Source organism: Actinomadura barringtoniae (assembly GCF_017573505.1).
In the GTDB taxonomy this organism is placed as follows: domain Bacteria; phylum Actinomycetota; class Actinomycetes; order Streptosporangiales; family Streptosporangiaceae; genus Spirillospora; species Spirillospora barringtoniae.
On sequence record NZ_JAGEOJ010000012.1, the window covers coordinates 19,747 to 45,069 of the forward strand.

Annotated in this window: 13 protein-coding genes; all 13 read right to left on the minus strand. The window is 71.3% G+C overall.

Features of this window, described 5'->3' with window-relative positions; all coding sequences use genetic code 11:
• Position 1 precedes the first annotated feature (1 nt).
• Positions 2-1,588: an alkaline phosphatase D family protein gene (locus J4573_RS28125; protein ID WP_208258900.1), complete on the minus strand. Its 1,587-nt coding sequence runs from the start codon at positions 1,586-1,588 to the stop codon at positions 2-4.
• Positions 1,585-5,184 carry a glycosyl hydrolase family 2 protein gene (locus J4573_RS28130; RefSeq protein ID WP_208258901.1) on the minus strand — a complete coding sequence of 1,200 codons (3,600 nt, stop codon included), beginning with the start codon at positions 5,182-5,184 and terminating at the stop codon, positions 1,585-1,587. Before J4573_RS28130 ends, J4573_RS28125 begins: the two co-directional genes overlap by 4 nt.
• Complete coding sequence (locus J4573_RS28135) at positions 5,181-6,008, minus strand: carbohydrate ABC transporter permease (RefSeq protein WP_208258903.1); 828 nt, start codon at positions 6,006-6,008, stop codon at positions 5,181-5,183. The genes J4573_RS28130 and J4573_RS28135 overlap by 4 nt, the downstream gene beginning before the upstream one ends.
• The gene (locus J4573_RS56240; RefSeq protein ID WP_208258904.1) at positions 6,005-6,985 is read right to left on the minus strand and encodes a carbohydrate ABC transporter permease; all 981 of its coding nucleotides are present in this window, start codon (positions 6,983-6,985) and stop codon (positions 6,005-6,007) included. Before J4573_RS56240 ends, J4573_RS28135 begins: the two co-directional genes overlap by 4 nt.
• Positions 6,986-6,988: 3 nt before the next feature.
• On the minus strand, positions 6,989-8,272 hold the full coding sequence (locus J4573_RS28145) for an ABC transporter substrate-binding protein (protein ID WP_208258905.1): 1,284 nt from the start codon (positions 8,270-8,272) through the stop codon (positions 6,989-6,991).
• Positions 8,269-10,950: a family 78 glycoside hydrolase catalytic domain gene (locus J4573_RS28150; RefSeq protein WP_307796991.1), complete on the minus strand. Its 2,682-nt coding sequence runs from the start codon at positions 10,948-10,950 to the stop codon at positions 8,269-8,271. The genes J4573_RS28145 and J4573_RS28150 overlap by 4 nt, the downstream gene beginning before the upstream one ends.
• A 229-nt stretch (positions 10,951-11,179) precedes the next feature.
• Entirely contained in the window at positions 11,180-11,968 is a 789-nt protein-coding gene (locus J4573_RS28155) for a DeoR/GlpR family DNA-binding transcription regulator (RefSeq protein ID WP_208258908.1), read from the minus strand.
• A 38-nt stretch (positions 11,969-12,006) separates the two neighbouring features.
• Positions 12,007-12,936, minus strand: coding sequence for an AEC family transporter (locus J4573_RS28160; RefSeq protein WP_208258910.1), 930 nt, complete (start codon positions 12,934-12,936; stop codon positions 12,007-12,009).
• Entirely contained in the window at positions 12,933-15,590 is a 2,658-nt protein-coding gene (locus tag J4573_RS28165; RefSeq protein WP_208258911.1) for a family 78 glycoside hydrolase catalytic domain, read from the minus strand. Before J4573_RS28165 ends, J4573_RS28160 begins: the two co-directional genes overlap by 4 nt.
• A complete protein-coding gene (locus tag J4573_RS28170; RefSeq protein ID WP_208258912.1) occupies positions 15,587-19,555 on the minus strand; it encodes a family 78 glycoside hydrolase catalytic domain in 3,969 nt (1,322 codons plus the stop codon). Before J4573_RS28170 ends, J4573_RS28165 begins: the two co-directional genes overlap by 4 nt.
• Before the next feature lie 25 nt (positions 19,556-19,580).
• Positions 19,581-21,590 carry a family 43 glycosylhydrolase gene (locus tag J4573_RS28175; protein ID WP_208258914.1) on the minus strand — a complete coding sequence of 670 codons (2,010 nt, stop codon included), beginning with the start codon at positions 21,588-21,590 and terminating at the stop codon, positions 19,581-19,583.
• Positions 21,591-21,667: 77 nt separating this feature from the next.
• A complete protein-coding gene (locus tag J4573_RS28180) occupies positions 21,668-23,098 on the minus strand; it encodes an L-fucose/L-arabinose isomerase family protein (RefSeq protein ID WP_208258916.1) in 1,431 nt (476 codons plus the stop codon).
• Positions 23,099-23,114: 16 nt separating this feature from the next.
• Entirely contained in the window at positions 23,115-25,316 is a 2,202-nt protein-coding gene (locus J4573_RS28185) for an alpha-L-rhamnosidase-related protein (RefSeq protein ID WP_208258917.1), read from the minus strand.
• Positions 25,317-25,323 lie beyond the last annotated feature (7 nt).

Here is a 25,323-nt window from a genome sequence, read left to right on the forward strand (position 1 = left end):
GTCACGCCTGCTGAAGGCCGGGATTGTTGTTCTCGGTGATGAACGAAGCGCGGGTGCTCACCGGTGCTCCCGGGCGGGTGACGTACGGCAGGACGCGGAAGTCGGCTCGGCAGGTGTCCTTGGTCAGCGTGCAGCGGACGTAACCGCGCTGGTAGCTGGTGAACTTGATGTGCTCGTTGGCGTCCAGCAGGGCCTGACCACCGGGGTCGAGGTCCATGCCGTCCATCTTGGTGGAGATCGACGTCCCGACGAACTCGACCCCGATGGTGCGCGAGCGAGGGTCGTCGAAGTCGGCCTTCAGGTCCGCGGCCATGTGGCGGTGCATGTCGCCGGTGAGGACGACCGGGTTGCGCACCTGGGGGTCGGCGAGCGCCTGGAACAGGCGGTCGCGGGCCGGCTTGTAGCCGTCCCAGAAGTCCATCACGAACGCGCGGCCGTCGCCGGGGACGGTGTCGACCTGGGTGACCGGGACCTGCTGCGGGACGATGTTCCACCTGGCGGGCGACCGCTTCAGTCCGTCGAACAGCCACTTCTCCTGCGCGTCGCCGAGCACGGTCCGCCCGGGAAGGAGCCGGTCGGCGCAGTCGCTGGTCTTGTCGCCGCACGCCTGGTCGGCCCGGTATTGCCGGGTGTCGAGGAGATGGAAGCGCGCCATCCGGCCGTAGCCGAGACTCCGGTAAAGGCGGCCGCTCGGGCCGGAGGGCTTGTTGGCGAGCCGCAGCGGAAGGTTCTCGTAGTACGCCTGGAAGGCCGCCGCCTTGCGCTGCCTGAAGACGGCCGGGTCGGTGCCCGGGTCCTTGCCGTAGTCGCCGACCCAGTTGTCGTCGATCTCGTGGTCGTCCCAGATCAGCGCCCACGGATGCGCCTGATGCGCGGCGATGACGTCGGGGTCGTAGTGGTGCAGCGCGTGCCGCAGCCGGTATTGGGTGAGGTCGTACGGCTCGGCCCGGATCTCGGGGGCGAGCTGGACCTTGCGCACCCCTCCGGCCTCGTCGATCGGGTTCTCGTAGATGTAGTCGCCGAGATGGAAGATCAGGTCGACGTCCTCGTCGGCCAGGTGCCGGTAGGCGGTGTAGTAGCCCTCGAACCACGCCTGGCAGGAGGCGTAGGCGAACGTCAGCTCCCGCAGGGCCGCCCTGGGCGACGGTGCGGTCTTGGTGCGGCCGACGGGGCTGACTGCGCCGCGGACCCGGAACCGGTAGAAGTAGTCGCGGCCCGGCTGGAGGCCTCGTACCTCGACGTGCACCGAGTGGGCCAGCTCGGGAACGGCGAAGGTTCGGCCGCGCCGGACGATCTTCTTGAATCGTTCGTCGGCCGCGACCTCCCAGCCGACCTCGACCTTGTTCGGCGGCATCCCGCCGAGGCCGTCCAGGGCCAGCGGCTGCGGCGCGAGCCTGGTCCACAGGACGACGCCGTCCGGCCAAGGGTCTCCGGACGCGACGCCGAGCGAGAACGGGTCGTCTGTGAACGTGGGCGCCGCCCAGGCCTTGGCGGGTGAGAAGCCCGCGGCGGCGGCGCCGAGACCGAGGGCGCCTGCGCCGACGAGCAGCTCACGCCGCCCGAACGCCGGTCCAGAGGGAAGGGTCACGAGGGGCTCCTTAGGTGCACCGGGCCGAACAGGCCGGAAACGCGCTGGCCGGAGAAGACGAAGTGAGTCGGGCTGACGTCGTCGAGGTAGGGGGCGAGGGTGCCGTACACCAGGACTTCGATCTCGTTCGCGCCGGGCACGAGCGCCGCGCCGACGTCGAACCTGTAGGGGGCGCAGATCCGGACCCCGGCTGCATGTCCGTTCACCGTGACCTCGGCCGTGCCGCGCACCTTCCCGAGGTCGAGCGTGGCGGGGCCGGGCGTCTCAGGCAGGTCGAGGCGGCGCCGGTAACGCACGCCGCCGCTGTATCCGGACAGGCCCGCGGACTCCCAGTCGCCGAGCTCGATCGTTCCGGGACCGACGCCGAACCGCACCGGTCCGGCCAGTGCGGCGCCCGCTCGATGACCGGGCCGGGTCAACACCCGCAGGACCGCCGTGCGCGCTCCCGAACGGTTCCCCGGCAGCGTCACCTCGACGCGTCCCCGCTCTCCGTGGAACGAGCAGGGCCGGTCGTCCACGAGGACTCCGAGCAGCTGACCGTTCACCTCGAGGGTCATCTGGATCGCGCCCGGCGGGACCTCGCAGCGCAGCCACTCGACCCGCGAACCCTCGTCGGGCACCGCGAGCCTCGAAGGCAGGACGATGCCGGTGTCCGGGGCGTCCTCCAGCCAGGCTGCTCCGGGCAGCGGGTGCGGGCGCCGGTGCAGGTGGAGGGCGGCGGGATCGCCGTGCTGGCGGCGCCGTGGCACGACCGGCACTGCCACGCCATCGCGCGACGCGGTCCAGCCCGTTCCGGAGACCGCGACGCCGTCCACCAGCACGGCACCGCCGTCCACGACCAGGGTCAGCTCGCCTGCCGGGACCTCGTAGCGGCCCACGCGAGGGACGTCCAGTTCCTCGTACGGATCGAAGCCGCCCTGACGACCGGCCTCCGCTCCGTCCACGAGGATCCGGCAGGGCGCCGCCGACGCCACCTGGAGCGTTCCAGCCGAGCTCAGCGTGGTGGTGAACGCGACCGGCCCGGTTCCCTCGGCAGTCATCCATTCAGGCCGCCGGTAGCGCACCGGGTCGGTCACGACGGCCACGTGCGCGCGCAGCGTCAGGTCTTCATCCGGAACGAGGCGAAGCTCGACATCATGGTCGCCGGCGCCGAGCCGGTCAGCGGCGATGGCCAGGTAGCCGCGGTCGTCGAGCCGTAGCGCGACGCCGTCCACGAGCGCCTCTTTCGCGGCCGGTGCGCCGATCGCCAGATAGCCGGAGCCCGGCACGGTCAGGCGCGCGCGGAAGGTGACCCGCTCACCCGCCGCGACCTCCCCGAAGTCGAGGAACTCCTCGGGCACATGCCCCTTCGGGCCGAGGACGTCACGGTGGATCGGGTCCTTGCGAATGCCGCGCGAGTCGGAGTACTCGGCCGTCCGCCACCGCACGCCGTCACCGTCGCCGACCCGCCAGACCCCGTGCGGGCCGAACGTGGCGTGCGCCTCGCTCCACCGGCCCTTGTCCTTGAGGCGATGCCGCAAGCCCCAGCACTCCACGCCCACCGCCTCACCGATCGGCCGGGCGAAGTCGCCCCACGCGTTGTCGAGCGTCGGGACCAGCTCCATCTCCCACGCCGAGCCGAGGTCCACCGAACGCTCCGGCGCCGCAGCCGCAGGCGGCTCCGCGCGATCGCCTCCGGGGAAGACGACCAAGGCGGCCGGGCCTTCGTCGAACGGCACGAGCGTCGTTCCGTCGGGTGTGCTCGCCAGCGGCCGGGGCCGGCCGCCGAACGGGCTGAGCAGGTAGGCCGGTCCGCTGACGCCCTCCACCCGCAGCGGCATCTCGCGCACGTAGCGGTCGGGGTCGAAGTCGTAGGTCACGTCCAGCCAGCCCAGGTCGGCCCCGCGCTCGCCGGGACGTCCCACCGACACCCGGCTGGCCATGGAGGCCGACGCCGTGACGAAGACGACGGTCGTGCCGTCCACCTCGCGTACGAGCACGGGCAGCGGGGCGTGCACGCGGCGACCGGCCTCCAGCAGCGGCCCGAGGCCGTCCACGTCCGCGACGACCTCGATCAGCTCGGCGAGCCGGACCACGTCGCCGTCCCCGATCACTTCGCGCGGCGGGGAGCCGATCGCGATGACGCGGCCGCCCTGCTCGATCAGCTCGACGAGGCGTTGGACCGTGGCCCCTTCGAGGACCGTGCAGCCGGGCAGGAGCACGGTCGCGTACGACTCGTCCGCCACGGTCAACCGGCCATCGACCACGGCGGAACGCTGGACCGAGTCGTCGTCCACCACGTCGGCGTCGATGCGCAGCCGGTCGAGCTCGCCCGGCGCCATCGCGAACCACGCCATGTCGCCGACGAGCGCGCGGTAGATCTCCTGCGCGCGCGCCGCGTCCTCGTCCACGCCGTCGAGCCTCGATCCGGCCTGCGCGGTGGCGGTCGGGAAGAGCACCGCGACGTCGCAGACGTGCCGTCCGAGCGACAGCGCGGCGCAGAGCCGGGAGACGGCGTCCGCGAAGACCTTGTAGTGCGCCCAGTAGGGCTGGCGCCAGTCCGTCGAGGGCGGCGCCCACTCCCACCAGCCGGCCTTCGTCGTGTAGTAGGTGGCGTGCGGGTTGTAGAGGGTGGCGCCCGCGCGCAGCCAGGGCAGCAGCCAGTCGAAGGTCTCCTCCAGCGTCCCGCCCCAGCCGCTGGAGTGGAACGCCTCGATCCACGTGCGGTCCCGCCCGTACAGGTGCGCCAGCGAGGAGTGGATGCGCGCGTCGCCGTGATGGTCGGACCCCGGCGCGCCGAACCAGCGGTGCGTACGGGCGTAGTCGGCGTACAGCCGCACGCCGTCGACGGGCAGCCCGGCCCGCGCCGGGTCCTGCTGGTCGCATCCGTGCAGCAGGCCGTGCCGTTCGTGCCAGGCCGCCAGCGGCCGGAAGAACGCCTCCTCGGCCAGCTCCGACCGGGTCAGGTGGTAGTCACGGCGGACACCACGCGCCCCCTCGCCGTCCTCCCAGAGCAACCCCAGCCGGGGCCCCAGCTCATAGCCGCGACGCTGCTCGAACTCGGCGGCGAACGACGGCGTCCAGGTCGGCAGGGCGGGCAGCTCGTCCTGGAACGACCCGACGATCACCTTGCCGAACCGGTGCCCCAGCCGCCGTTCGAACTCGCCGTGCACCCGGTCCAGCAGCTCGGCGCACGCGTCCGCCGACAGGTAGTCGAAGCCGCGCACCTCCACGCCGCCGTCCCGGGTGAGCCACTGCCCCGCGTACTCGGGCACGTCGCGCACGAGCCGGGCCTGCAGCGCCGCGCCCGAGAAGCCGAGCTGGTCGTAGAACCACAGCGCCACGCCCAGTTCGGCGGCGTCGTCGCACACCCCGTCGAGCAGTTCCCACCATTCCTCGGAGAAGAACGCGGGCACGTCCGCGTCCGCGCCGAACATCGGCCCTGACGGCGCCAGGTTCAGTACGACCAGGTTGTGCACGCCGCCCTCGGCGAAGCGCTCCAGCTGGTCGCGCAGGCGCCGCCGATCGAGCCGTTCGCCGCTCCACCACCAGATCGGCGCAGGTGAGTACGCGCGGGGCGGTGACTCCAGCACCTCCCGCAGGATCGCAGGGATCATCCCTTCAGCCCGCTCGCGAAGCCCTTGATGACGTACCGCTGCAGCACCAGGAAGATCACGATGATCGGCAGCGCGCCGAGCACGAGCCCGGCGAAGACCAGGCCGTAGTCCGACACGTACTGCCCGACGAACGCGAAGATCCGCACCGGTACCGTCTCGCGCGCCGATCCGCCCAGGTAGAGCAGCGGCGTGAAGAAGTCGTTCCAGACGAAGACCGCGTTCAGGATCAGCACGGTGCCGGTGATCGGCCGCAGCAGCGGGAACACCACCCGGGTGAACGCCTGCAGATGCCCGGCGCCGTCGATCATCGCGGCGTTGGCGTAGTCGGCCGGCAGCGCCCGGATGAACCCGGTGTAGAGGAAGATCGTGAACGGCAGCTGGATGCCGGTGTAGAAGACGATCATCCCCTGGTAGGTACCGAGCAGCCCCATCGAGTCGACCAGCTTGAACAGCGGGATCATGCCGAGCTGGAACGGCAGCACGATGCCGAGCAGGAACAGCACGTACAGCCCGAAGCCGAGCCGCGAGCCGCACCGCGCCAGGAAGTAGGCGGCGAACGACCCGATCAGGATGAGCACCACCAGGCTCGCGATCGTGATCACCGTGCTGTTCAGCAGCGCCGAGCCGAGCGAGGCCCGCGACCACGCGTCGGAGAAGTTGCCGAACGTGGGCGAGGTCGGCGGCGACAGCGGCGCCGACGCGATCTGGTGCTTGTCCTTCAGCGACAGCGTGACCAGGGCGTACACCGGGAACAGGAACGCCAGCGCCACCGCGATCATCACCAGTTCCAGCAGGAACGTGCGGAACCCGTACCGCAGGCTCATGAGGTCACCTCCCGGCCGCGCAGGTAGTAGATCTGGACCATCGACACGGCCGCGACGAACAGCGCGAGCACCAGCGCGATCGCCGTGCTGTAGCCGTAGTTGCCGAACACGAACGCCTGCTTGTAGAGGACCGTCGACAGGGTCTCGCTGGCGTGCCCGGGGCCGCCGCTGGTCGCGGCGTACACCTGGTCGAACAGCTTCAGCCCGCCGATGCTCGACAGCATCACGTTGATCGTGACGGCGGGCGCCAGCAGCGGCCAGGTCACGTGCCGGAACCGCTGGAACCGCCCGGCGCCGTCGATCATCGCGGCCTCGTGCAGCTCGGCCGGGACGCCCTCCAGGCCCGCCAGGAAGATGACCATCGAGTAGCCGGCGAACTGCCAGACCACCATCCCCGCCACCGACCACAGAGCCAGCGACGGGTCGCCGAGCCAGTCCTGCCGCAGCCCGCCGAGCCCGACCGCGCCGAGGATGCCGTTCAGGCCGGCGTCCGGCGCGGGGTTGTAGACGTACTTCCAGAGGAAGGCGACCATGACCGGGCTGACGACGGCGGGCGCGAAGAAGATCACCCGCAGCACGGTCCTGGACTTGATGTGGGTGTGCACGCCGAGCGCGAGCAGCAGCCCGATCCCGTTCTGCACGACCACGATCGCGATGGTGAGCAGCAGCGTGTTGGTGAGCGAGCCGCGCGCGGCGTCGTCGTGCCACAGCTTCTGGAAGTTGTCGAACCCGTTGAACGACTTGTCGCCGATGCCGTTCCAGTCGGTGAAGGCGTACAGCACGCCGGACGCGCTCGGGTAGAGCACGACCAGCACGTACACCAGCAGGGCGGGCGCGGCGAACCACCACGGCGGCGTGAGCGGTCCGGCGCGCAGGCGGCGCCGGCGCCGGGGCGGTGCGGCGGGGCCGCCCGCGGTGGGGCGGCCCTTGCCACTCGTCGGCGGCGAGGCCGTGGCGCGAGAAGCGGTGGGGGTCACTGGCTACTTCTTCCGGTAGGTCTCATCCAGCTTCGCGAGCCCCTTGGCGATCGTGGTCTTCCCGCCGAGCAGCTCCTGCACGAGCGCGAAGTGGGCCGGCTGGATCTCGGCGTTCGGCCAGTTCTGGTCCATGAACGGGACCGCCTTGTTGCCGTCCATGAACGGCAGGAACGGGTTCAGCACCGGGTCGATCTTGGAGCCGGCGTCGCGGACCAGCGGGACGCAGGCGACGGCCTCGGCGTACTTGTTGATGTTCTGCTGATCGCCGAGGAACTCCAGGAACGCCTTGGCGTTGTCGGCCTTCTTGCTGCGGGCGCTCACGCCGAGCCCGACCACCACACCGGCCGGGATCCACACCTCGGCGGCGTTGTCGGCGCCGGGCAGCGGGAACATCGACAGGTCGTCGGGGCTGGAGGCGGCCTTGCGGAAGTCGGGCAGCACGGCCGAGACCTGGATCGCCATCGCGGCCTTGCCGGTCGCGACCATCGAGGTCTGCTGCTCGAAGGTCGTGCCGTTCGGGTTGTCGTTGAAGAAGCCGCGCTTCTGCAGCTCCAGGTACATCTCCAGCGCCTGCGTCCAGCCGGACTGGGCGAACGTCGCCGAGCCCGCCTTCATCTGCTGGTCGAACTGCGGGTTCTTGGCGTAGACGGTCGAGGGCACCAGAGCGTAGGTGATCAGCTGGGTGACCCACGGGGTCTGGGCGCCGAGCGCGATCGGCACCTTGCCCTTCTTCTTGATCTTGTCGCAGACCTGGAGGAACTCGGTCCAGGTCTTGGGCGGCTCGACCCCGGCCTCCTGGAAGACCTTCTTGTTGTAGATCGCGCCGATGACGCTGGCGCCGGCCGAGTAGATGAAGGTCTTGCCGTCGTTCTGGAACGCGGGTTTGAAGTTGGCCGGGATCTTCTGCGTCCACGCCTGGCCGCTGAGGTCGGCGAGCAGCCCGGCCTGGGAGATCTGCACCATGCTCATCGCGCTGCCGTTGCCCGGGTAGACCACGTGCACGTCGGGGGCGTTGCCCGCGCCGAGCTGGGTGCGCAGCGAGGTCTGCACCTGGTCGGTCGGGGCGTAGGAGGTGGTGAACTTGCTCTTGGTGTAGGCCTTGGTCAGCAGGTCGAGCGGCTTCTGCTGGTCGGCGACGCCGACCAGCTTCAGGGGGCCGCTGCTGCTGGACGACCCGCCGCAGGCCGCGGCCAGTGTCGCCGGCATCGCGGCCAGCGCGACCGCTCCGCCGGACGCGCGCAGGAAGCCGCGGCGGCTGAGGGCCGTCCTCTCGAACGACGATGTCATGTGTCCTCCTCGTTAAGGTCCGCCGTACGGCGGTAGTCCGCCGTGAAGCGGTAGTCCCCCGAAGTCACGTGGCAGCGGAGCGTTCCTGGCTCGCTGCCGAGAATCCGAACCCCGGCCGCCTCCGCCGCCGGGACACCGCCCTCGCGCACGGCGGCGGGATCGGCCGCCGGGATGTGCACGGTGGCGGTCGCGCCGGGCGGCACGGTCACCTCCAGCGCGAACCCGCCGTCCTCGCGGGTCCATGCGGTGGCGACGGTGCCGCGCACCGACTCGTAGGTGGCGCGAGCCCAGGTGAGCTCGCCGAGCCGGGGGCGGATCACCAGCTCGCGGTAGCCCGCCGAGCCGGGCGCCTGAGCGAGACCGGCGACGCCCTCGTAGAGCCATTCGCCGATCGAGCCGAGCGCGTAGTGGTTGAAGGAGTTCATGGCGGCGGCCTGGAACCCGCGCTCGTCGCTGTAGCCGTCCCAGCGTTCCCAGATCGTGGTGGCGCCGTGCCGCAGCGGGTAGAGCCACGACGGCGGGTCGGTCCGGCGCAGCAGCGCGTGCGCGAGATCGGCGTGGCCGTGCGCGTCGAGCACCGGCGCGATCAGACCGACACCGAGGAACCCGGTGGTCACGCCCGGCCCGGCCTGCTCGACCAGCTCCACGAGCCGTTCGACGGCGCGCGGGATCAGTGCGGCGGGCAGCAGGTCGAAGGCCAGGGCCAGCAGGTACGCGGTCTGGGTGTCGCCCTCGATCCGGCCGTCGGCGCCTACGAACCGTTCGGTGAACGTCTTGCGGATGTGGGCGGCCAGCGTCCCGTAGCGCTCGGCCTCTTCCGAACGGCCGAGGACCTCGGCGGCGCGTGCCGTCAGCTCCGTGCTGCGCGCGAAGTACGCGGTGGCGACGACGTCGCGCGGGGTCGGGGTGGGCGCGAGCCAGTCGGCGAAGTGCGGGCCGACGCGGCGGCTCCACACCAGGTCGGGGTTGTGCCGGTGAACGAAGTCGACCCACGCGCACATCGCGCCGAGGTTGTCGGCGAGGAAGCCCTCGTCCCCGTACACCCGGTAGAGGTGCCAGGGCACCAGGACCCCGGCGTCGCCCCAGCCGGGCGCGCCCTCGTCGGCGACGCCCGCCAGCCGCGGCGCGACGTTGGTGAAGGCGCCGTCGGGCGCCTGGGCGCCGCGCACCTCGCGCAGCCAGCCGCGGAAGAACGCGGCGACGTCGGCGTTCAGGCACGCGGTCGGCAGGAAGACCTGGGCGTCGGCGAGCCAGCCGAGCCGCTCGTCGCGCTGCGGGCAGTCGGTGGGGACGCTGACGAAGTTGCCCCGCTGGCCCCAGCCGATCGCGCGGTAGAGCCGTTCGACATCGGGGTCCGAGCAGGCGAAGTCGCCGGCCCACGGGGTGTCGCTGTGCAGGACCACACCGGTGAGGTCGGCGGCCTCCAGCTCGGCGAGGCCGCTCACCTCGGCGTAGCGGAAGCCGTGGTACGTGAAGCGCGGCTCGAAGATCACATCGGCGTCCTCGCCCGCGATGAGGACGTCCGTGGCAGCCGCCGTGCGCAGATTGTCGGTGTAGAGCAGGCCGCCGGAGTCCAGCGCCTCGCCGTGCCGGATCACGACTCGCGCGCCGCGCGTCAGCCCGCGCGCGGTCAGGCGTACGCGACCCGCGAAGTTCTGCCCGAAGTCGACCAGGTGCTTCCCATCGGCCTGCCGGGTCACCGACCGGGGCGCCAGCTCTTGAAGGGCGCGGACTGGCTCGGTGACCGACGCGGTGAGCAGCGAGTGGTCGGCGTCGATCACCTGCGCGGGCAGCCAGTCGCCGGGCGGCTCGCGCCGCAGGTCGTGGCACTCCCCCATCAGCAGGTCGGCGTAGCGGACGGGTGAACGGGCGGTCTGCCAGCCGTCATCGGTGGCGATGACCTCGGTGGTGCCGTCGGCGTGCTCGATGTGAAGTTCGGCGAGCAGCTGTGGGAACGTTCCGTAGTGCGCGCCGGAGCGGCGCGGATCGAAGCCCACGAAGCCGCTCCACCAGCCGTCGGCGATCGTCGCGGCGAGGACGTTCTCGCCCGGTCGCACCAGGGTGGTCACGTCGTAGACCTGGTAGTCGATGCGGTCGCGGTAGTCGGTCCAGCCGGGCGCGAGCTCGGCGTCGCCGACGCGGACGCCGCCCAGCTCCATCTCGTAGAGGCCCCGCGCGGTGACGTAGAGCCGGGCGCGCGTCGGCGCGGAGGCCGTGGTGAACGGGCGCCGCAGCCGGATCGCGGGCTCGAGGCCGTGGTCGGCGAGGGCCAGCTCCCCCTCCTCGGGGGCGTCGACCACGGTGAGCGCCGAGCGGTCGTGTGTGATCCAGGAGGCCGTCCAGCCGGACGGGCCGAGCATGCCGGTCTCGAACCAGGACTCGGCCTCGGCCACCTCACCGTCGGTGTCGGTGACCTCGACGTGCCAGTGGTAGCGGGTGCGGGGGCGCAGCGGCGTCCCGCCGTAGGTGACGGTGACGGCCGCGGGATCGGTGACCAGGCCGGAGTCCCAGACATGCGTTCCGTCCTGCGCGCGCACGCGGACGCGGTGAGCGGCCGGCGCCACGCCGCGCCGGCCGCCGCTCAGCCGCCATGACAGCGCGGGAGCGGGCTCGTCGACGCCCAGGGGTTCGACCCTGTGGCCGCAACGCAGTCCGTAAGGCTCCAGCACCACTATCACAACCAAACTGTGAAGATAACGCTCAATAATGTGAGATTGAGCGTAAGAGTGGGCTGTGACGAGTGTCAAGATGTTAACAACGCCACTTTTAAGGCGTTATGAGGATGGTAAGAGTGCAGTTCAGAGCGCGTTCTCAGCGCACGCCAAAGCCCGCCACCCCAAAGAAGGGCAGCGCGTTAAAAGAGATGTGATAAACGCACATCTCACATCTATGCGGTGACCCGGAACCTCACATCTCGGCCAGTTCGTAGGTCACCTTGTGCTCGTCGAACTCGCTCAGCGCCTGGGGGCCGGCCTCGTCATCGACAATCACGAGGTCGAACGCCGACAGCGGCACCACCCGGTGCAGCGCCACGCGGTTCAGCTTGGAATGGTCGATCAGCAGCACGCTGCGCACCGCGGCCTCGAGCATCGCCCGCTTCACCGAGACGATCCGCTGCTCCTGGTGGTAGGCGAACCCGCCCGACACCGCCGAGGTCGACACGAAGCACAGGTCCACGTTCAGCGCGCCGATCGCGTCCACGCACGAGACGCCGAGGAACGAGTCGTGCAGCGGGTCGTAGTCGCCGCCGAGCGCCATCAGCCGGATGTCGCGCTCGCGCGCGAGCAGGTTGATCGCCTCCAGGAAGTTGGTGATCACCGTCAGCGGGGTGATCCCGATCAGCCGGCGGGCCAGCGCGAGCGCCGTGGTGGAGTCGTCGAGCATGACCGCCATCCCCGGCTCGACCAGCGCGGCGGCCTTCTCGGCGATCGCGTCCTTGGCCGGGCCCATCGCGTTCATGCGGAACGCGACGTTGCTCTCGAACACCCCCGACGGCTGCGCGGTGACGCCGCCGCGGTGCTTGCGCACGATGCCCTGCCGCTCCAGCTCGTCCAGGTCGCGGTGGATCGTCATGAGGCTGACGTCGAACCGCTCGGCGAGGTCGGCTGCGGTGAGCGACCCCGCGTGCAGCACGAGGTCGGCGATGTCCTGCCTACGGCGCTCGGGCCCGCGGCGGCGGCTGGTGTCCTTGGTCATGGGTCAGATCCTCCCGCGAAGCCCCGCACGCGTGCGCCCTAGGCGCGCAGCAGCAGGCTGACCACCGAGACCGTGACCATCGACAGCAGGGTGGAGATCAGGATCGCGTCGCGGGGCAGCTCCGTCCCGCCGTTGTATCTGGTCGCGTACAGGAAGGTGTTCTGCGCGGTCGGCAACGCGGCGAACAGGACGACCGCGTACAGCGCGGCCTGGTTGAGGTGCAGCATCTCCCGGCCCACCACGAAGGCGATCAGCGGCTGCGCGACCAGCTTGAGCGACACCACGACCGAGATCACGCCGCGGTTGGCCGCGGTGTCCGAGCGCGGCACGTCCAGCGCCATGCCCAGCACGAACAGGGCCACCGGCACCGCCGCGCCGCCGAGCAGTTCCAGCGGCCGCATCACCTCCTTGGGCGGATGCCAGCTCAGCGCCGACACCACCAGCCCGGCGGAGGCGCCGAGCACCAGCGGGTTGCGCAGCGGCGCGAGCAGCGACCGCTTCCACGCCCCGGGCACCGCGTCGCCCTCCCGGCCGAGGTCGAGCCCCATGAAGATCAGCGGGGTCATGACCATGACCTGGAAGACCAGCACCGCCATCACGAACGAGGCGTCGTGCAGCACGTAGAGCGCGACCGGGATGCCGAGGTTGCCCGCGTTCACGTACCCGGCGGACATCGCGGCGATCACCTGCTCGGCGAGCTTGCCGTGGAACACCCACCGGACCAGCGCCAGCGCCGCCGCCGCGACCGTCAGCGTGCTCACCGCGAACGCGATCAGCGGCCGGAACGGCAGGTCGCCCAGCGCGACCTTGGTCAGCATCGTGAACAGCACCGCGGGCATCGCGAACGTGAAGGCGAAGGCCGTCAGCGCCTCGCGCCCCTGCCGCGCCACCACGCCGCTCCGGCTCGCCGCCCAGCCGAGACCAGCGATGATCCAGATGGGCAGGAACTCGGACAAGATCGATCTCACCCATGCACGCTACCCGCCTCCTGGTGGAAGGTGTGGTGGCCGGAGCCGACCTCGTGGATCGCGTAGCCGCCGGTGGAACCGTCCGGGACGTACACCTGCGCGCGCACGTTGACCGGCACGTCGACCGTGAGCGAGAAGCCCTTGCGCCCGCGCTCCCAGCTGACCCGGACGTCGCCGCGCTGGACGGGGACCGTGCCGGAGGCCCGGTCGAGCCCCGACAGCGGCGGCCTGACCCGGATCCGGGCCGCGGCCGGAGCGGTGACGGTCACGCCCAGAAGGGTCTGCTGGACGTCGACCAGCGAGGTGGACCCCCAGGGATGGGAGTGGCTCTGCCCGGTCTCCGGGGCGTCCCACGACTCCCAGGTGAACGTGCCGCCGCGCGCGAGGATGTTGCCCCAGCCCGGCCCCTTGGTGTCGGTGAGTCTGGCCACGACCTGATCGGGCCGGTCCGCGAGCGCGGCGAGAAGGCGGTGGGCGGTCATCGGGCCCATCTGCATGCCGAGCCCCGCGACGTAGGCTCCGACCCGTTCGCGTGCTTCGGCCGGGGCGACGCCGTACGCGAGGGCATAGGCGTTGGCGATCTGCGAGGCGTGCGTGCTCGCGGTCCCGTCGGTCTTGAGCCCGTCGATGTAGACGCCGTTGGGACGACGCAGCCTGGCGTTGATCGCCGCCGTGAGGGCTTGTGCGTCCTGCCGCGCGGCCGCCGCCTCGCCGGTCTTGCCGAGGGCGCCCGCGGTACGGGCGGCGGCGTTGAGGACGTCCACCCCGAGGACGTTGATCACGGTACGGGCGGCGGTGTCCATGTCGTGGCCGTACCGCATGGTGGCGGGCCAGTCGATGATCCCGCCCTTGTACGCGCCCGAGCCGCCGGTCAGGTCCGTCACCAGGCCCGTGTCCGGCGCGATGTGGCGGCGGACGTAGCCCGCCACCGCGTTCATCACCGGGTACGCCTCGGCGAGCGTGCGCGCGTCCCCGGACTGCTCGTAGTAGTCCCAGACCCAGCCGGGGAACATCTCGGTGTAGTCCGGGATGTCGCGCTTGCCGTCCCCGTTCGGGTAGACGGCGTTCAGGCGGCCGTCGGGCCAGTAGCGGGCCTGCGAGGCGATGAACTCGCCGATCGCCTGCCGGGTCAGGCGGCGCTCGCCGTAGGCGGCCATGGTCGCCAGCGAGGTGTCCGCCGAGTCGCCGAGGAACTGGCCCTTCTCGCGGGTGGGCGTGTCCAGGAACTGCGACTGCGATCCGTACAGAGCCGAGCGCCGCATGAGGTCGTACGCGGCGTCCACCCCGGCGCTGGAGGTACGGACGCGGGCGGTCCGGGACAGGTCCACGTCGGTGTGCTGGACGACCGCGCTGATGTCGGCGGCGCCGCCCGGCGCGATCTCCAGGTAGCGGAACCCCTCGAAGGTGAACGCCCGGAAGGTCTGATCACCGTCGCGCTGGGTGTAGCCGTAGCTGAGGTCGGTGTCCTGGTTGTCGTTCTTGGAGCGCGAGACCGATCCGTCGGAGGCGAGGACATAGCCGGCGTCCATGTCCACATGCCGGCCCGCGACCCCCTCCCGGAACCGCACGACCGGCACGGCCGGAATGACCTGGCCGAAGTCGGCGACCAGGGCCCCAGAGGCGAGCCGGGTGACCTTCCGCGGCCTGATCGTGGTGAAGGAGAGCCCGCTCTCCTGTCCCTTCAGATGCTTGAAGACGGCGGTCGGATGGGCCCCGACGACCTGGGCGGACTGCCAGCCGCCCTGCGCGGCGCCGGTACCGTCGATGTCCTCGACGTAGTCGCCGCCGTCGCCGTTGCGCCGCGGCGCCTGTTTCCACGGCGCCCGGGCGACCTGCCACGTCCCGTCGGTCACCACGACCTGACGGGTGCCGTCCGCGTGGTCGACGACGACCCGCATCAGCAGGCCCGGTTCGCTCTTGGGACGCCCCTGCCCGCCCCCGTACCAGTGGTAGGTCGCTCCCACGGTCGCCTGACGGCCCGCCCGCAGCCCTGAGGTGACGTCGACCGTGCGGTAGAAGCCGTCGTCGGCGTACTCGAACGCGGGCCCCCGGTCGATCACCTGGCCGTTCAGCTCCAGGGCGTACTGATGGCTCGCGGCGACGTACACGCGCGCCCGCACGACCGGTGACCTCCCGACCGTGAACTCCTTGCGGGCCAGCGTGTAGTCGTCGGCCTCGGTAGTGGTCCGCCGGATCCAGGAGGCCTGCCAGTCCTGGTCCCCGAGCCCGGTGTCGAACGAGGCGGGCCGCGACCAGGGCGACGCCTTGCCCGTGCGGTCCCAGGTGCGGACCGTCCAGGTGTAGGAGGTCCCAGGGCTGAGCTCGCGCCCTGCGTACGGGACGTACTCCTGGCTGCCGGAGCCGACCCGGCCGCTGTCCCAGGCCGCCGTCCGCCCGGACGCGCTCCTGACGACGATCTGGTAGGCGGTCTGGATCTCATCGGGATCGCGGTCCCTGGGGAGCCAGCCGAACAGCGGCGCGCCTTCCACGTCGAGCGGCCGGGCCCGGTCGCCCACGGTGAGGCCGACCGGTGACTGCGGGGCGTGCCCGCCGCGCGGCCCCGCCGCGGACGCCGTCCCGGGCAGGCCTGCAGCGGCCACCGCCAGAACCGCGACGGCGGCCCGGAGTGTCGTCGAACGCATCGAGAGGGTCATGACGCGTATGCCTCCAGTTCGATGACGCGGCTGTAGTTGTGGTCGTTGGTGTCGTGGACGACGAGCCTCAGGGCCGTCGCGGACACGGGGCCGAAGGTCCTCTCGACCATCCCCGCCGTGCTGCCCGACACCGTCGCGACCGTCGTCCACGCGCCGTCCACCTGTGCCTGGACGTCGTAGTCGCGCAACCCCGACTTGCCCGCGACGCCGCCGGGGCCGTCAAGGGTGTAGATCCGGACCCGGCCCATCCGCTCCGGCTCCTTCCAGGTGGCGGTGAGGGTGTCGGGGAACTGCCCGGGGGTGCCGTCGTTCCAGCCGCCGACGCCGTTCAGCCACACGGCGGAGTCGGTGCCGCCGTCGTTGGTCCAGTCCGGTGAGGAGCCGCTGTGCACGCTGGACGCCGACATCGTGGCGATGCGTGCCAGGTCGGTGGTGACCTCCACGGGGGCCTGCGCGCCGTCGTCGCCGAGCTTGAGCGACACGGTGCCCTTGGTGGCGGCCGGGTCGGTCCGTTCCACGGTGAGGGGCACCTCGGCCGAGCCGTGCGCGGGGATCGTGACGCTGCGGGTGGCGGAGGCGGTGAAGCCCGCCGAGGCCGATGCCTGCGGCCTCGCGGTGACCGCCCGGTCCTCCAGGTTGGTGACGCGGAACCGCCCGGATGAGGGTTGACCGGCCACCACCGGCACCGAGGTACCGAACGGCGGCTCGACCGTGAGCTGCTCGCGGTCCTGCGTGATCGAGGAGGGTGTGTTGACGGTGAACGTCCAGGCGCCGGAGCCGACCTCGTAGACCGCGCGGCCGTCCCGCGTACCGGCCGGCTTGGCTCCGGCGGGAGCCTGCGCGTGGTTCGCGCCGAGCAGCGGCACCTCGACCCGCGCGGGCGCGCCGGGCGGCACCGTCACGGCGAGCCGCAGCGTGCGGCCGTCCCTCCGCCACGAACTGGCGACCTTGCCGCGCGGGGTGTCGTACGAGGAGTTCGCGCGGGTGAGGTCGCCGACCACGGCCGGGCGGATGACCAGGTCCTGGAAGCCGACGGACCCGTCGGCCTGCCTGATCCCGGCGAGCCCGGAGCCGAACCACTCGTCGATGGCCCCGAGCATGAAGTGGTTCTGCGAGCCGTAGCCGGTCGGGCCGTCCCAGTACTCGGTGAGCGCGGTCGCGCCGTGCACGACCTGGTAGCCGTAGCTGGGCGCGGTGACCTGCTGCGCGACGTCGAGGATCACGTCGTCGCGCCCGGCGGCCGACAGCACCCGGAACACCGCGGGCAGCGCGATCTCACCGACGGTCAGGTGGTTCCCCTTGGCCTTGATGGACGCGACGAGGTGGTCGAGGACCCCCTGCCGCTGCCCTTCGGGGACGACGCCGAGGTCGAGCGCGAACGCGTCGCTCGCCTGGCTGCCCGATCCGTAGGTGTGCTCGGACTCCTTGAGGTACTTGGCGTTGAAGGCGCCGGTGATGTCCCCGGCGAGCTTCTCGTACCGGGTGACGTCATCGGCCTTGCCGAGAAGCTTGGCGATGCGGCCCATCATGGCCGCGTCACGCTGGTAGGCGTACGTGGCGGCGATGCCGGTCGGCGTGGACTTGTCGACCGTGGCCCAGTCGCCCAGGCCGTAGTCGAGCAGGTTCCCCTTGGCCTTGGACGTCAGGTAGTCCAGGTAGCGCTGCATGTTCGGGTAGTAGGTCCGCAGCGGCTGGTCGTCGCCGTAGGTCTGGTACTGCTGCCACGCCGACATGATGATCGCGCTGCCCCAGTTGGGGTCGTCGCGGACGCCGCCGGAGAACTGCACGTACTCGGGGGCGATGTCGGGCACCAGCCCGTCGGAGGTCTGTGCCTCGGCCATGTTGCGCAGCAGCGACCGGTAGTAGGCCTCGACGTCGTAGTTGCGGGTGATCGAGCCCTGGACGAGGTGGTCCTCCTCCAGCCAGCCGAGCTTCTCCCGGTCCGGGCAGTCGGTGAGGATGCTGAACATGTTGCCCTGGATCGACCGGTCGATGATCGTGTGGATCCCGTTCAGCAGCCGGTCCGAGCTGTCGAAGGAGCCGGCCGCGTCGTTGGCCGCGCGCAGCACCGTCGCCGAGACCGTGCCCTTGCCCGGTGCCGACTTCAGCCCGGTCACCTGGAGGTAGCGCAGGCCGTGGTAGACGAAGCGCGGGTGCCAGGTCTCGGTCCCGCCACCCTGCATCGTGTAGTGGTCGAGGATCGGCGGGGTCACGTTGCCGCCCGCGATCATCGTGCCCTGCTCGACCAGGCCGTCGGAGCCGAGCCGTTCCCCCGGCTTGAGCGTCAGCGTGGTGCCGCGTGCGCCGCGCACCCGCAGCACCGGCCAGCCCACGACGTTCTCGCCCAGGTCGAACAGATAGGTGCCCTTGACGGGCTCGGTGACCTTCACCGTGTCACGCGAGCCGACCGGAACGATGGGCGGGGACATCCGGGCGGTGAGCGCGATCCCCGGGTCCGGCGCCTGCGCCGCGGCCTTCCAGCCGGTGAGGTCGGCGCCGGGCCGGTCCCAGCCGTCCTGGGCCCGCCGTGCGTCCTCGTCCTCGCCGCCGTACCACTGCGAGAACGTGGTCGGCCCGAGGTCGGTGCGCCAGGAGGAGTCGGTGGCGATCCTGGTGGTGGTGCCGTCGGCGAGGGTCACCTCGAGCTGGGCGAGCAGCTTGGGCGGGCCCTGCGCGCCGGTGTACTTGGTGTAGCGGTCGTGGGTCGGGGTGACGTTGTAGGTGCCGTTGCCGAGCCGTACGCCGATCGCGTTGCCGCCTGCGCGCAGCAACCGCGTGACGTCGTAGGCCGCGTACTCGACCCTGGCCTTGTAGTTGGTGTTCGGCGGCTCCAGCACGGCCTTGCTGACCGGCCGTCCGTTGACGGTGGCGTCGTAGATGCCCAGCCCGGTGATGTAGAGCCGGGCCGAGCGCACCTTCTTCGCCAGCGAGAACTGGCGGGCCAGCAGCGGCAGCGCGGGCAGGTCGGTCTGGTAGGCGGGCGGGGGCTCCTGGCCGGTGACCGTCTTCTTGGTGGTGAACGGGCCGTCGGCGGCGTCGGCGGTCTGCAGGGTGTAGTCGACGGGGAAGTTGGGCGTCTTCCCCTCACTGGTCACAGCGTCGGTACGCGGGTAGAGCCGCACCTCGCCGATGTGCTTGACCGCGCCGAGGTCGAGCCGCAGCCAGATGTCATGACCGGGGTCCTGCGACTTGTAGGACGGGCTGGTGTAGCCGAACGGCGCCTGCTGGCTGGTCAGCGAACCGTCGGTCAGGAAGCGCGGCTCCCACTTGCCGGGGTACTTGCCCTCCTCGGAGGCGGTGACGGCGGCGCCCTTGCCCACATCGGCCCCGTCGGGATCGCGCACCTCGATCTCGGCCAGTTGCAGCCGGGAGACCGGTGAGCCGCCCTCGGTGAGGGGCAGCCCCAGCTTGGTCACGTCCAGCCGCAGATACCGGGCGTCGGTGGCCTCGGGCAGCTTGACGGTGACGGGCGTGGACTGCCGGTTGATCCAGCGCTCGTCGCCGATCCACTTGGCCGACCAGTCGCTCTTGCCGAGCAGCCCCATCTCGAACCGGGCGGGCCCGCTCCAGGCCGAGGCGTGCCCGCCGGCGTCCCAGACGCGCACCCGCCACCAGACCTGCTGCCGGGAGGTGAGCGCCTTACCCCGGTAGACGGCGTTCGGGGTGCCCGAGGCGACCTTGCCCGAGTCCCACAGGTCGGCCTCACCGAACTTGTCGCGGGTGGACGCGGCGACGACCTGGTAGGCGGTCTGCGCGGCGCCGGTGCGGCCCGAGACCGGCCGCCAGCTGAGGGTGGGCGCGGTGTCGTCGATGCCGAGCGCGGTGTCGAGGGCGTCGGTGCGCAGGCCGGCCGCGGTGAGGCCCGCCGGTCCGCGCGCGTCCGCGTGCGCAGCCGCGCCGGGCCCGGCGATCAGTAGGCCGAGTATCGCGGCGACCGTGACACCCCGACTGGGACGTTGTTTCATCAGGCATGCTCCGAGGGGGTGGGGGTCAGCTGCTGATCGTGGTGAAGAACTTCAGGCCCTGGTCGTTCTGGGCGACGCCGAAGCAGCCCTGCGGGGCGGCCGAGCTGAGCACGACGGTGTAGCGGTCGCCGCGGCGGACCCGGATCCGGGGATGCACGATCACGTTGCGGGCGGACCAGCCGATCTGGCCGGCCGGGATGGTGGTGGCGTAGACGGTCGTGGACGCGGCGTCCTTGAGCTCGATCCGCAGCGGTTCGGTCGGCGGATTGCGCAGGACTCGCCCTTCCTCGGTGCCGTCCTTGAACGTGGTCACCGCGAGCGAGGCGAGACGCCCGCGCCGGCCCGCGGTGAAGGTCTGCTCGCGCTGGTTCGCGCCCGCGATGTCGCAGGTCAGGTGGAAGCCGGTGACGCCGCCGCCCTGGTCCAGGCCGGGAATGGCGCGCTGCTTGCCCGGGTGGCCCGGGTCCAGCCGTACATGCGAGTTGGCGCAGGTGAGCGGGGCGATCGAGCCGTCGGCCCCGAAGCTCAGCGGCTGCCAGTAGAAGTTGGCCCGTGCCTCGTTGGTGTGGAAGTTCCACAGGTCGCTGAAGTAGAGGAAGATCGGTTCGCCGTGGCGCTGCCGCAGGGTCGCGACCTGCGCGGGCTGTCCCCCGCAGGAGCTGTCGCTGATCTTGACGCCCGGGGTCGGTGCGAGCCAGCGCGACAGGTCGCCGGAGAAGTCGTCGGAGAGCAGGTTCTGGCCCGAGGCTGAGATCACCCGCACGTTGTCGAACTTCGCCGACTCCAGGGCCGCGCCGTTCCACTCGCGGACGCCGACCTTGCCGACGGCGTAGGTGGCGTCGGTGTAGGAGTCGACCTGGACGCCGTCGATGGACGTCGTGAGGGTGGAGCCGGCCGCGGTGACCGACACGTGGTGCCACTCACCCGCGTTGATCGGCTTGTCGAGCGGCACGACGTGGCTGGCGGTGGTGGCCCCGGCCCGGCGCAGAACGCTCAGCTTGCCGTTCGCCGTCCCCGACCCGGTCAGCAGGAAGAGGTAGCCGTAGTCGTCGCGGTTCATCCGGACCGAGAAGCCCGCCTGCGCGCTGGTGCTCCCCACGGTCGTCTGCGGGGCGACGTCGAACGAGTAGGTGTAGTCGCTCCAGTCGGCGCCCTGCTGTGACAGGCCGTACAGCCCGCCCCGGGCGACCAGCGCGCCGTCCTCGATGGTCCAGGCGTCACGGCCGTGCCAGGGACCGAGGGGGCTCTTGGCGGTGAGGTAGGAGGTGCCGGTCCCGGTGCAATAGCCGCAGTTGGGGTCCGACATCGTCAGGTAGTAGGTGCCGTGGCGTTTGAAGATCGAGGGCGCTTCGACACGCGTCACCCCGGTGACCTCGTACGGTCCGGCCGCCCGCAGGTAGTCACGGGTGAGCTGGATGACCGCGATGTGCCAGCCCGCGTTGCTGCACACCAGATAGCCGGTGCCGTCGTCGTCGGTGAACACGTCGAGATCGGCGGTGCAGGAGGTGCCCGCGGGAAGGTCGGGTACCGGCTGCTCGGTGAACGGACCGGTCGGCCGGTCGGCGGTGTAGACGCGGAACTTGTCGGCCGCCTCCTGATCGTTCACCCACAGCACGTACGTGCGTGTGGCCCGGTCGTAGACCGCGTGCGGCCGGAAGCAGTACTTGCAGTCGCGGGCCCCGACCACGTGGCCGCGGTCGGTCCAGTGCGCCAGGTCGGGCGAGGAATAGACCTTGAAGCCGCAGAACGTGCTGTTGTTGTTCCACTGGTAGCCGCAGTCGTAGCTGGTCCCGTACAGGTAGTAGGTGTCGCCGAACCGCTGGATCGCGCCGTCGTGCGCGTCCACCGCGTTGCCGTCGGTGTCGAAGCGGACCACCTGCTCGCCGCCGGCGCCGAAGTTCGTGAGGTCGGTGCCGACCGACGCCCGGGCGGGCGACGACGGTGCCACCGCCGCCAGCAACGCCGCGATCAGGGCCAGGACCGTCAACAGGGCGACCGGCCGGGGGATTGTGCGCATGCCGAAGACACTCGTCACACCCGTCCTCCTTGCTGGTAAGTCCCCCGACTCACGATGAGATGGCCGGCTCCTGAGGCGGCGGCCGGCGGCCGGTGCTACGGGCGTACTTCGACCAGGTCGATCTCCATCAGGTCGGCCAGATCGCGCAGTTCGGCGACGCGGTGGCCGGTGCCGAGGGCCCAGTGGTGGGAGATCCCGGTGGCGCTCCAGGCGTCGGTCCACTCCCCCGGGTCGCAGCCGAAGTCGACCCGCGAGGTGGTGTTGCCGATCTTCAGGTGCGGGCCGTCCACGGTCTCGCCCTCGGACGCGACGAGCCCGTACCGGCCGTCGCGGCGCTGGACGATGCCGATCGCGGTGACCGGGCCGTGCTTGACGTCGAACTCGACCGACACCCCGTAGCCGCGCTTGCCGTGGTAGACGCCCAGGCCGCGCAGCAGCGGGCGGCGCGCGGAGATGGCCAGGTGGGCGGGGCCGTCGTGGCCCATCTCCACGTGGCCGCGCTGGAAGTCCAGCGCCTGCAGCTCGGTGAACGAGCCGCCCGCGCCGAGCCGGTCGGCGATCAGCATCGCGAGCGAGGTGCGCAGCTCGTACTCCCCGGCGGCCGGGATCCCGCGCGCGGTGAGCAGCGAGGCGCCGAGGATCATCCCGGCGCCGAGCCGCTCGTGGATCTCGCCGTCCAGCCCGCGGTGGTAGTAGGCGAGGCTGTCCAGCTCGAAGTCCTCGGCCAGCCGGTCCAGGCCGACCGCGACGCGGGCCGCCCAGGCGAAGTCGTCGTCGTTCACCGAGGGGTCGAGCTCGAAGATCTTCTCCGCCTCGGCGCGCTTGGCCTCGGCCTCGGCGCCCGTGACCTTCTCCACCCGCACCCGCAGGTCGTCGAACTCCAGGACCTCGACGTGCCCGCCGAAATTGGCGCTGACCAGGGTGAGGTCGGTGGAGACGTCCATCATCCCCGGGTAGAGGTGGCCCATGAGGCCATGCCGCCCGCGCCGCAGCGCCGCTCGCACCCCGGCGGCCCGCACCCAGCGGCCGATCTTGGTCCAGGCCCGTTCGTCCTCCAGGTAGCCCGACACCGATCGGAACGGGATGTCGCAGCGCATGAAGGCGTTGGCCATCTCGGGCAGCGGGCAGGCGCCGCAGTAGGCCAGCCACTGCCCGGTGTCGAAGGTCGCGTGGTCCATCGACTCGGTCGGCTGCAGGTTGATCAGCAGCACCGGCGCGTCGGCCCGCTGCGCGACCGGGACCAGCATCGTCGCGGTCATGTAGGTGGTGAGGAAGCCGACGATGATGTCGCAGCCGGCGGCGCGCAGCTTCTCGGCGGCGACCGCGCCCTCCTGCGCGTCGGAGATGAACCCGACGTCGATCACCTCGGCGCCGAGTTCGCGCATCCGCTCCGAGACCCGGTCGGCCGAGCGCTTCAGCTGCGGCAGCAGGTCGGGGAACTGCGGCCAGTACGCGCCGAGCCCGCCCGCGACCAGGCCGACCCGCACGGGCGGCGAAGGTGGCGAGGGTGTGCCGTTGGTGGTCATGTCCCTTTCAGTCCCTTCAGTCGTTCGCGGCCAGGACGTGCGAGCCGGAGCCCACGCCGTCGATCTGCACGTGGCCGCCGGTGATCGTCACGCCGTGGGCCGTGGCCTTGCCGTTCGCCCAGACCGTGCGGCCGTCGAGCGTCACCCGCCGGGTCGAGCCCGTCACCGGGACCGCGAGCCGGCCGCCCGTGCCGCGCGGGGCCCGGACGGTGAGGCGGAAGCCGTGCCGGTCCTTGCGCCAGGACGCCGCCAGCCCACCGCGCGGGGTCGGCACGGTGCCCTCCGCCCAGGTCAGGTCACCCGCGAACGGTACAACGGCCCAGGTGGAGTACCCGGCGGTGACCGGGCGGACGCCGAGCACGCGGGTGGTGAGGGTGATCGTCGGCCCGGCGGCCCAGCCGTGCGCGAGGCTGGAGAACTGCTTCAGGTTGGGCGTTCCGTCGGGCTGCATGTGCTCCCAGAACGTGGTGCCCGGCGCCTCGGCGAGCTGGTGGCCCCAGAACGTGCGGATGAGGTCGAGGCCGGAGGCGTCTCCCCCGGCCAGCCGGGCGTCGCTCTCGAAGCTACTCGGGAGCGGGGCGTAGAACGGCGGCAGCGAGGCGTTCGGCGTCTTCGGCGAGACCGTCAGCGACCCGTACTTGTCCCAGTTGTTGGCCCGCAGGTAGGCCATGGCCCGCTCGCCGCGCTCGGCGTCGGCGACCCCGGTGAGGACGGCGGTGGCGTTGCCGTCCTGCGGGTAGGCGCCGGGGATCTCGCGGGACAGCCGGTAGGCGCCCGCTTTGTCGTCCCAGAGCTGGTCGTTGATGGCGTTCTTCACCGACGTCGAACGGGCCGCGTAGGTGGAGGCGGCCTGCGCGTCGCCCCGTGCCTTCGCCAGCTCGGCCATCTGGGCGAGGTTGCGGACATAGAGGGCGTTGACGTAGGTCTCGTGGCCGCAGTCGGAGTAGCCGTAGTGGCCGCACGATCCGGCCTTGTCGAACGCGATGAGGCCCTTGTCGTCCTGCGCCCGTACCGACTCCAGCCAGGCGGTGGCCTTGGTGAGCGCGGGCCACCACTTGTCGAGGTAGGAGCGGTCGCCGGTGTAGAGCCAGTGGGCGTGCATGTTGTTGACGAACCACGTCACGTACTCGCCGTAGGTGCGCAGCTCGTCGCGGTTGTGCTGGCCGACCTGGCTCTCGGCGGGCATGTAGCCGTCGGGGAGCTGCTGCGCGGCCAGCGACGACAGGGAGTTCTCGACGGCCGGAACGTCGTTGGTGCTGAGGTAGGCGACGGGCGCCTGGACGGCCAGGTCGCCCTGCCAGACGATGCGGTCGCGCTTGCCGCCGTCGTAGATGACGTCCTTGCGCGGGTCGGCGAACGGGACCTGCGCGTCGGCGTGGTCGCCCTCGCCCTTGACGTACGGCCAGCTCTTGGCGGTGTCGGACGCGCCGGTGTTGATCTGGACGGTGTAGGCGCCCGCGTACCAGATCTTGTTGAGCAGGTTGTCGCTGGACAGGAACCGTCCCTGGTAGCCGTCCAGGTCCTTCTGCCCGGACGCGGCGGTGAAGTCGACCGAGACGCCGTCCACGTCCACCCAGCCCGGCCCGTCCAGGAAGAGGGTCACGTAGCGGAAGCCGCCGCGCAACTGCTTGTCGCGGACGGTCGCGGGGAGCTTGCCGTCGAGCGGGAGCGCGTGGCTGTCGGTGTCCTCGGTGTAGGGCTGGCCGGGGAAGCCGTTCCAGATGTTGGCGGTGTCGCAGCCGGGCGCGATCTTGCCCTGGCCGTCGTTGTCGCCCGGCTCGTCGGCCATGTAGCGAGTGGACTCGCTGAAGCAGGCGCGCAGGCCCGGGCGGGACGACGAGGCGCCCTTCACGCGCACCTTGACGTGCCCGGCGACCTCCTTGCCGAAGTCGATGACCAGCATCGGCGAGCCCGTCCGGTCGGCCGCGCCGGTGAGGCGGACCGAGCCGCCGCCGCCGCGAAGCACGGACTCGGGCCGCCCCTCGATCTTGCCCTGCCGCGGGTCGGCCTTGAGGATCGAGGCGGGCTTGACGTCACGGCTGGACGGGGCGAGGACGTAGGGCCGCCAGTCGCCCGGGTGGGGCGTGTACGAGGCGTCCTGCCAGGGTCTGCGCCGGGGAGCGGAGGCCGATGCCGGGGCGGCGACGATCGCTGATGCGGCGAGCGCGGTGATCACAGCGACCGCGGCGCCCTTGCGTGATCGTGTGTAAAAGACCATCGGGAAG

Excerpts from the sequence above, each read along its gene's own strand:
- J4573_RS28155 (WP_208258908.1), bottom strand. The coding sequence starts at position 11,968 with ATGACCAAGGACACCAGCCGCCGCCGCGGGCCCGAGCGCCGTAGGCAG.
- J4573_RS28130 (WP_208258901.1), bottom strand. The coding sequence starts at position 5,184 with ATGATCCCTGCGATCCTGCGGGAGGTGCTGGAGTCACCGCCCCGCGCG.
- J4573_RS28185 (WP_208258917.1), bottom strand. The coding sequence starts at position 25,316 with ATGGTCTTTTACACACGATCACGCAAGGGCGCCGCGGTCGCTGTGATC.
- J4573_RS28145 (WP_208258905.1), bottom strand. The coding sequence starts at position 8,272 with ATGACATCGTCGTTCGAGAGGACGGCCCTCAGCCGCCGCGGCTTCCTG.
- J4573_RS28135 (WP_208258903.1), bottom strand. The coding sequence starts at position 6,008 with ATGAGCCTGCGGTACGGGTTCCGCACGTTCCTGCTGGAACTGGTGATG.
- J4573_RS28180 (WP_208258916.1), bottom strand. The coding sequence starts at position 23,098 with ATGACCACCAACGGCACACCCTCGCCACCTTCGCCGCCCGTGCGGGTC.
- J4573_RS28170 (WP_208258912.1), bottom strand. The coding sequence starts at position 19,555 with ATGAAACAACGTCCCAGTCGGGGTGTCACGGTCGCCGCGATACTCGGC.
- J4573_RS28165 (WP_208258911.1), bottom strand. The coding sequence starts at position 15,590 with ATGACCCTCTCGATGCGTTCGACGACACTCCGGGCCGCCGTCGCGGTT.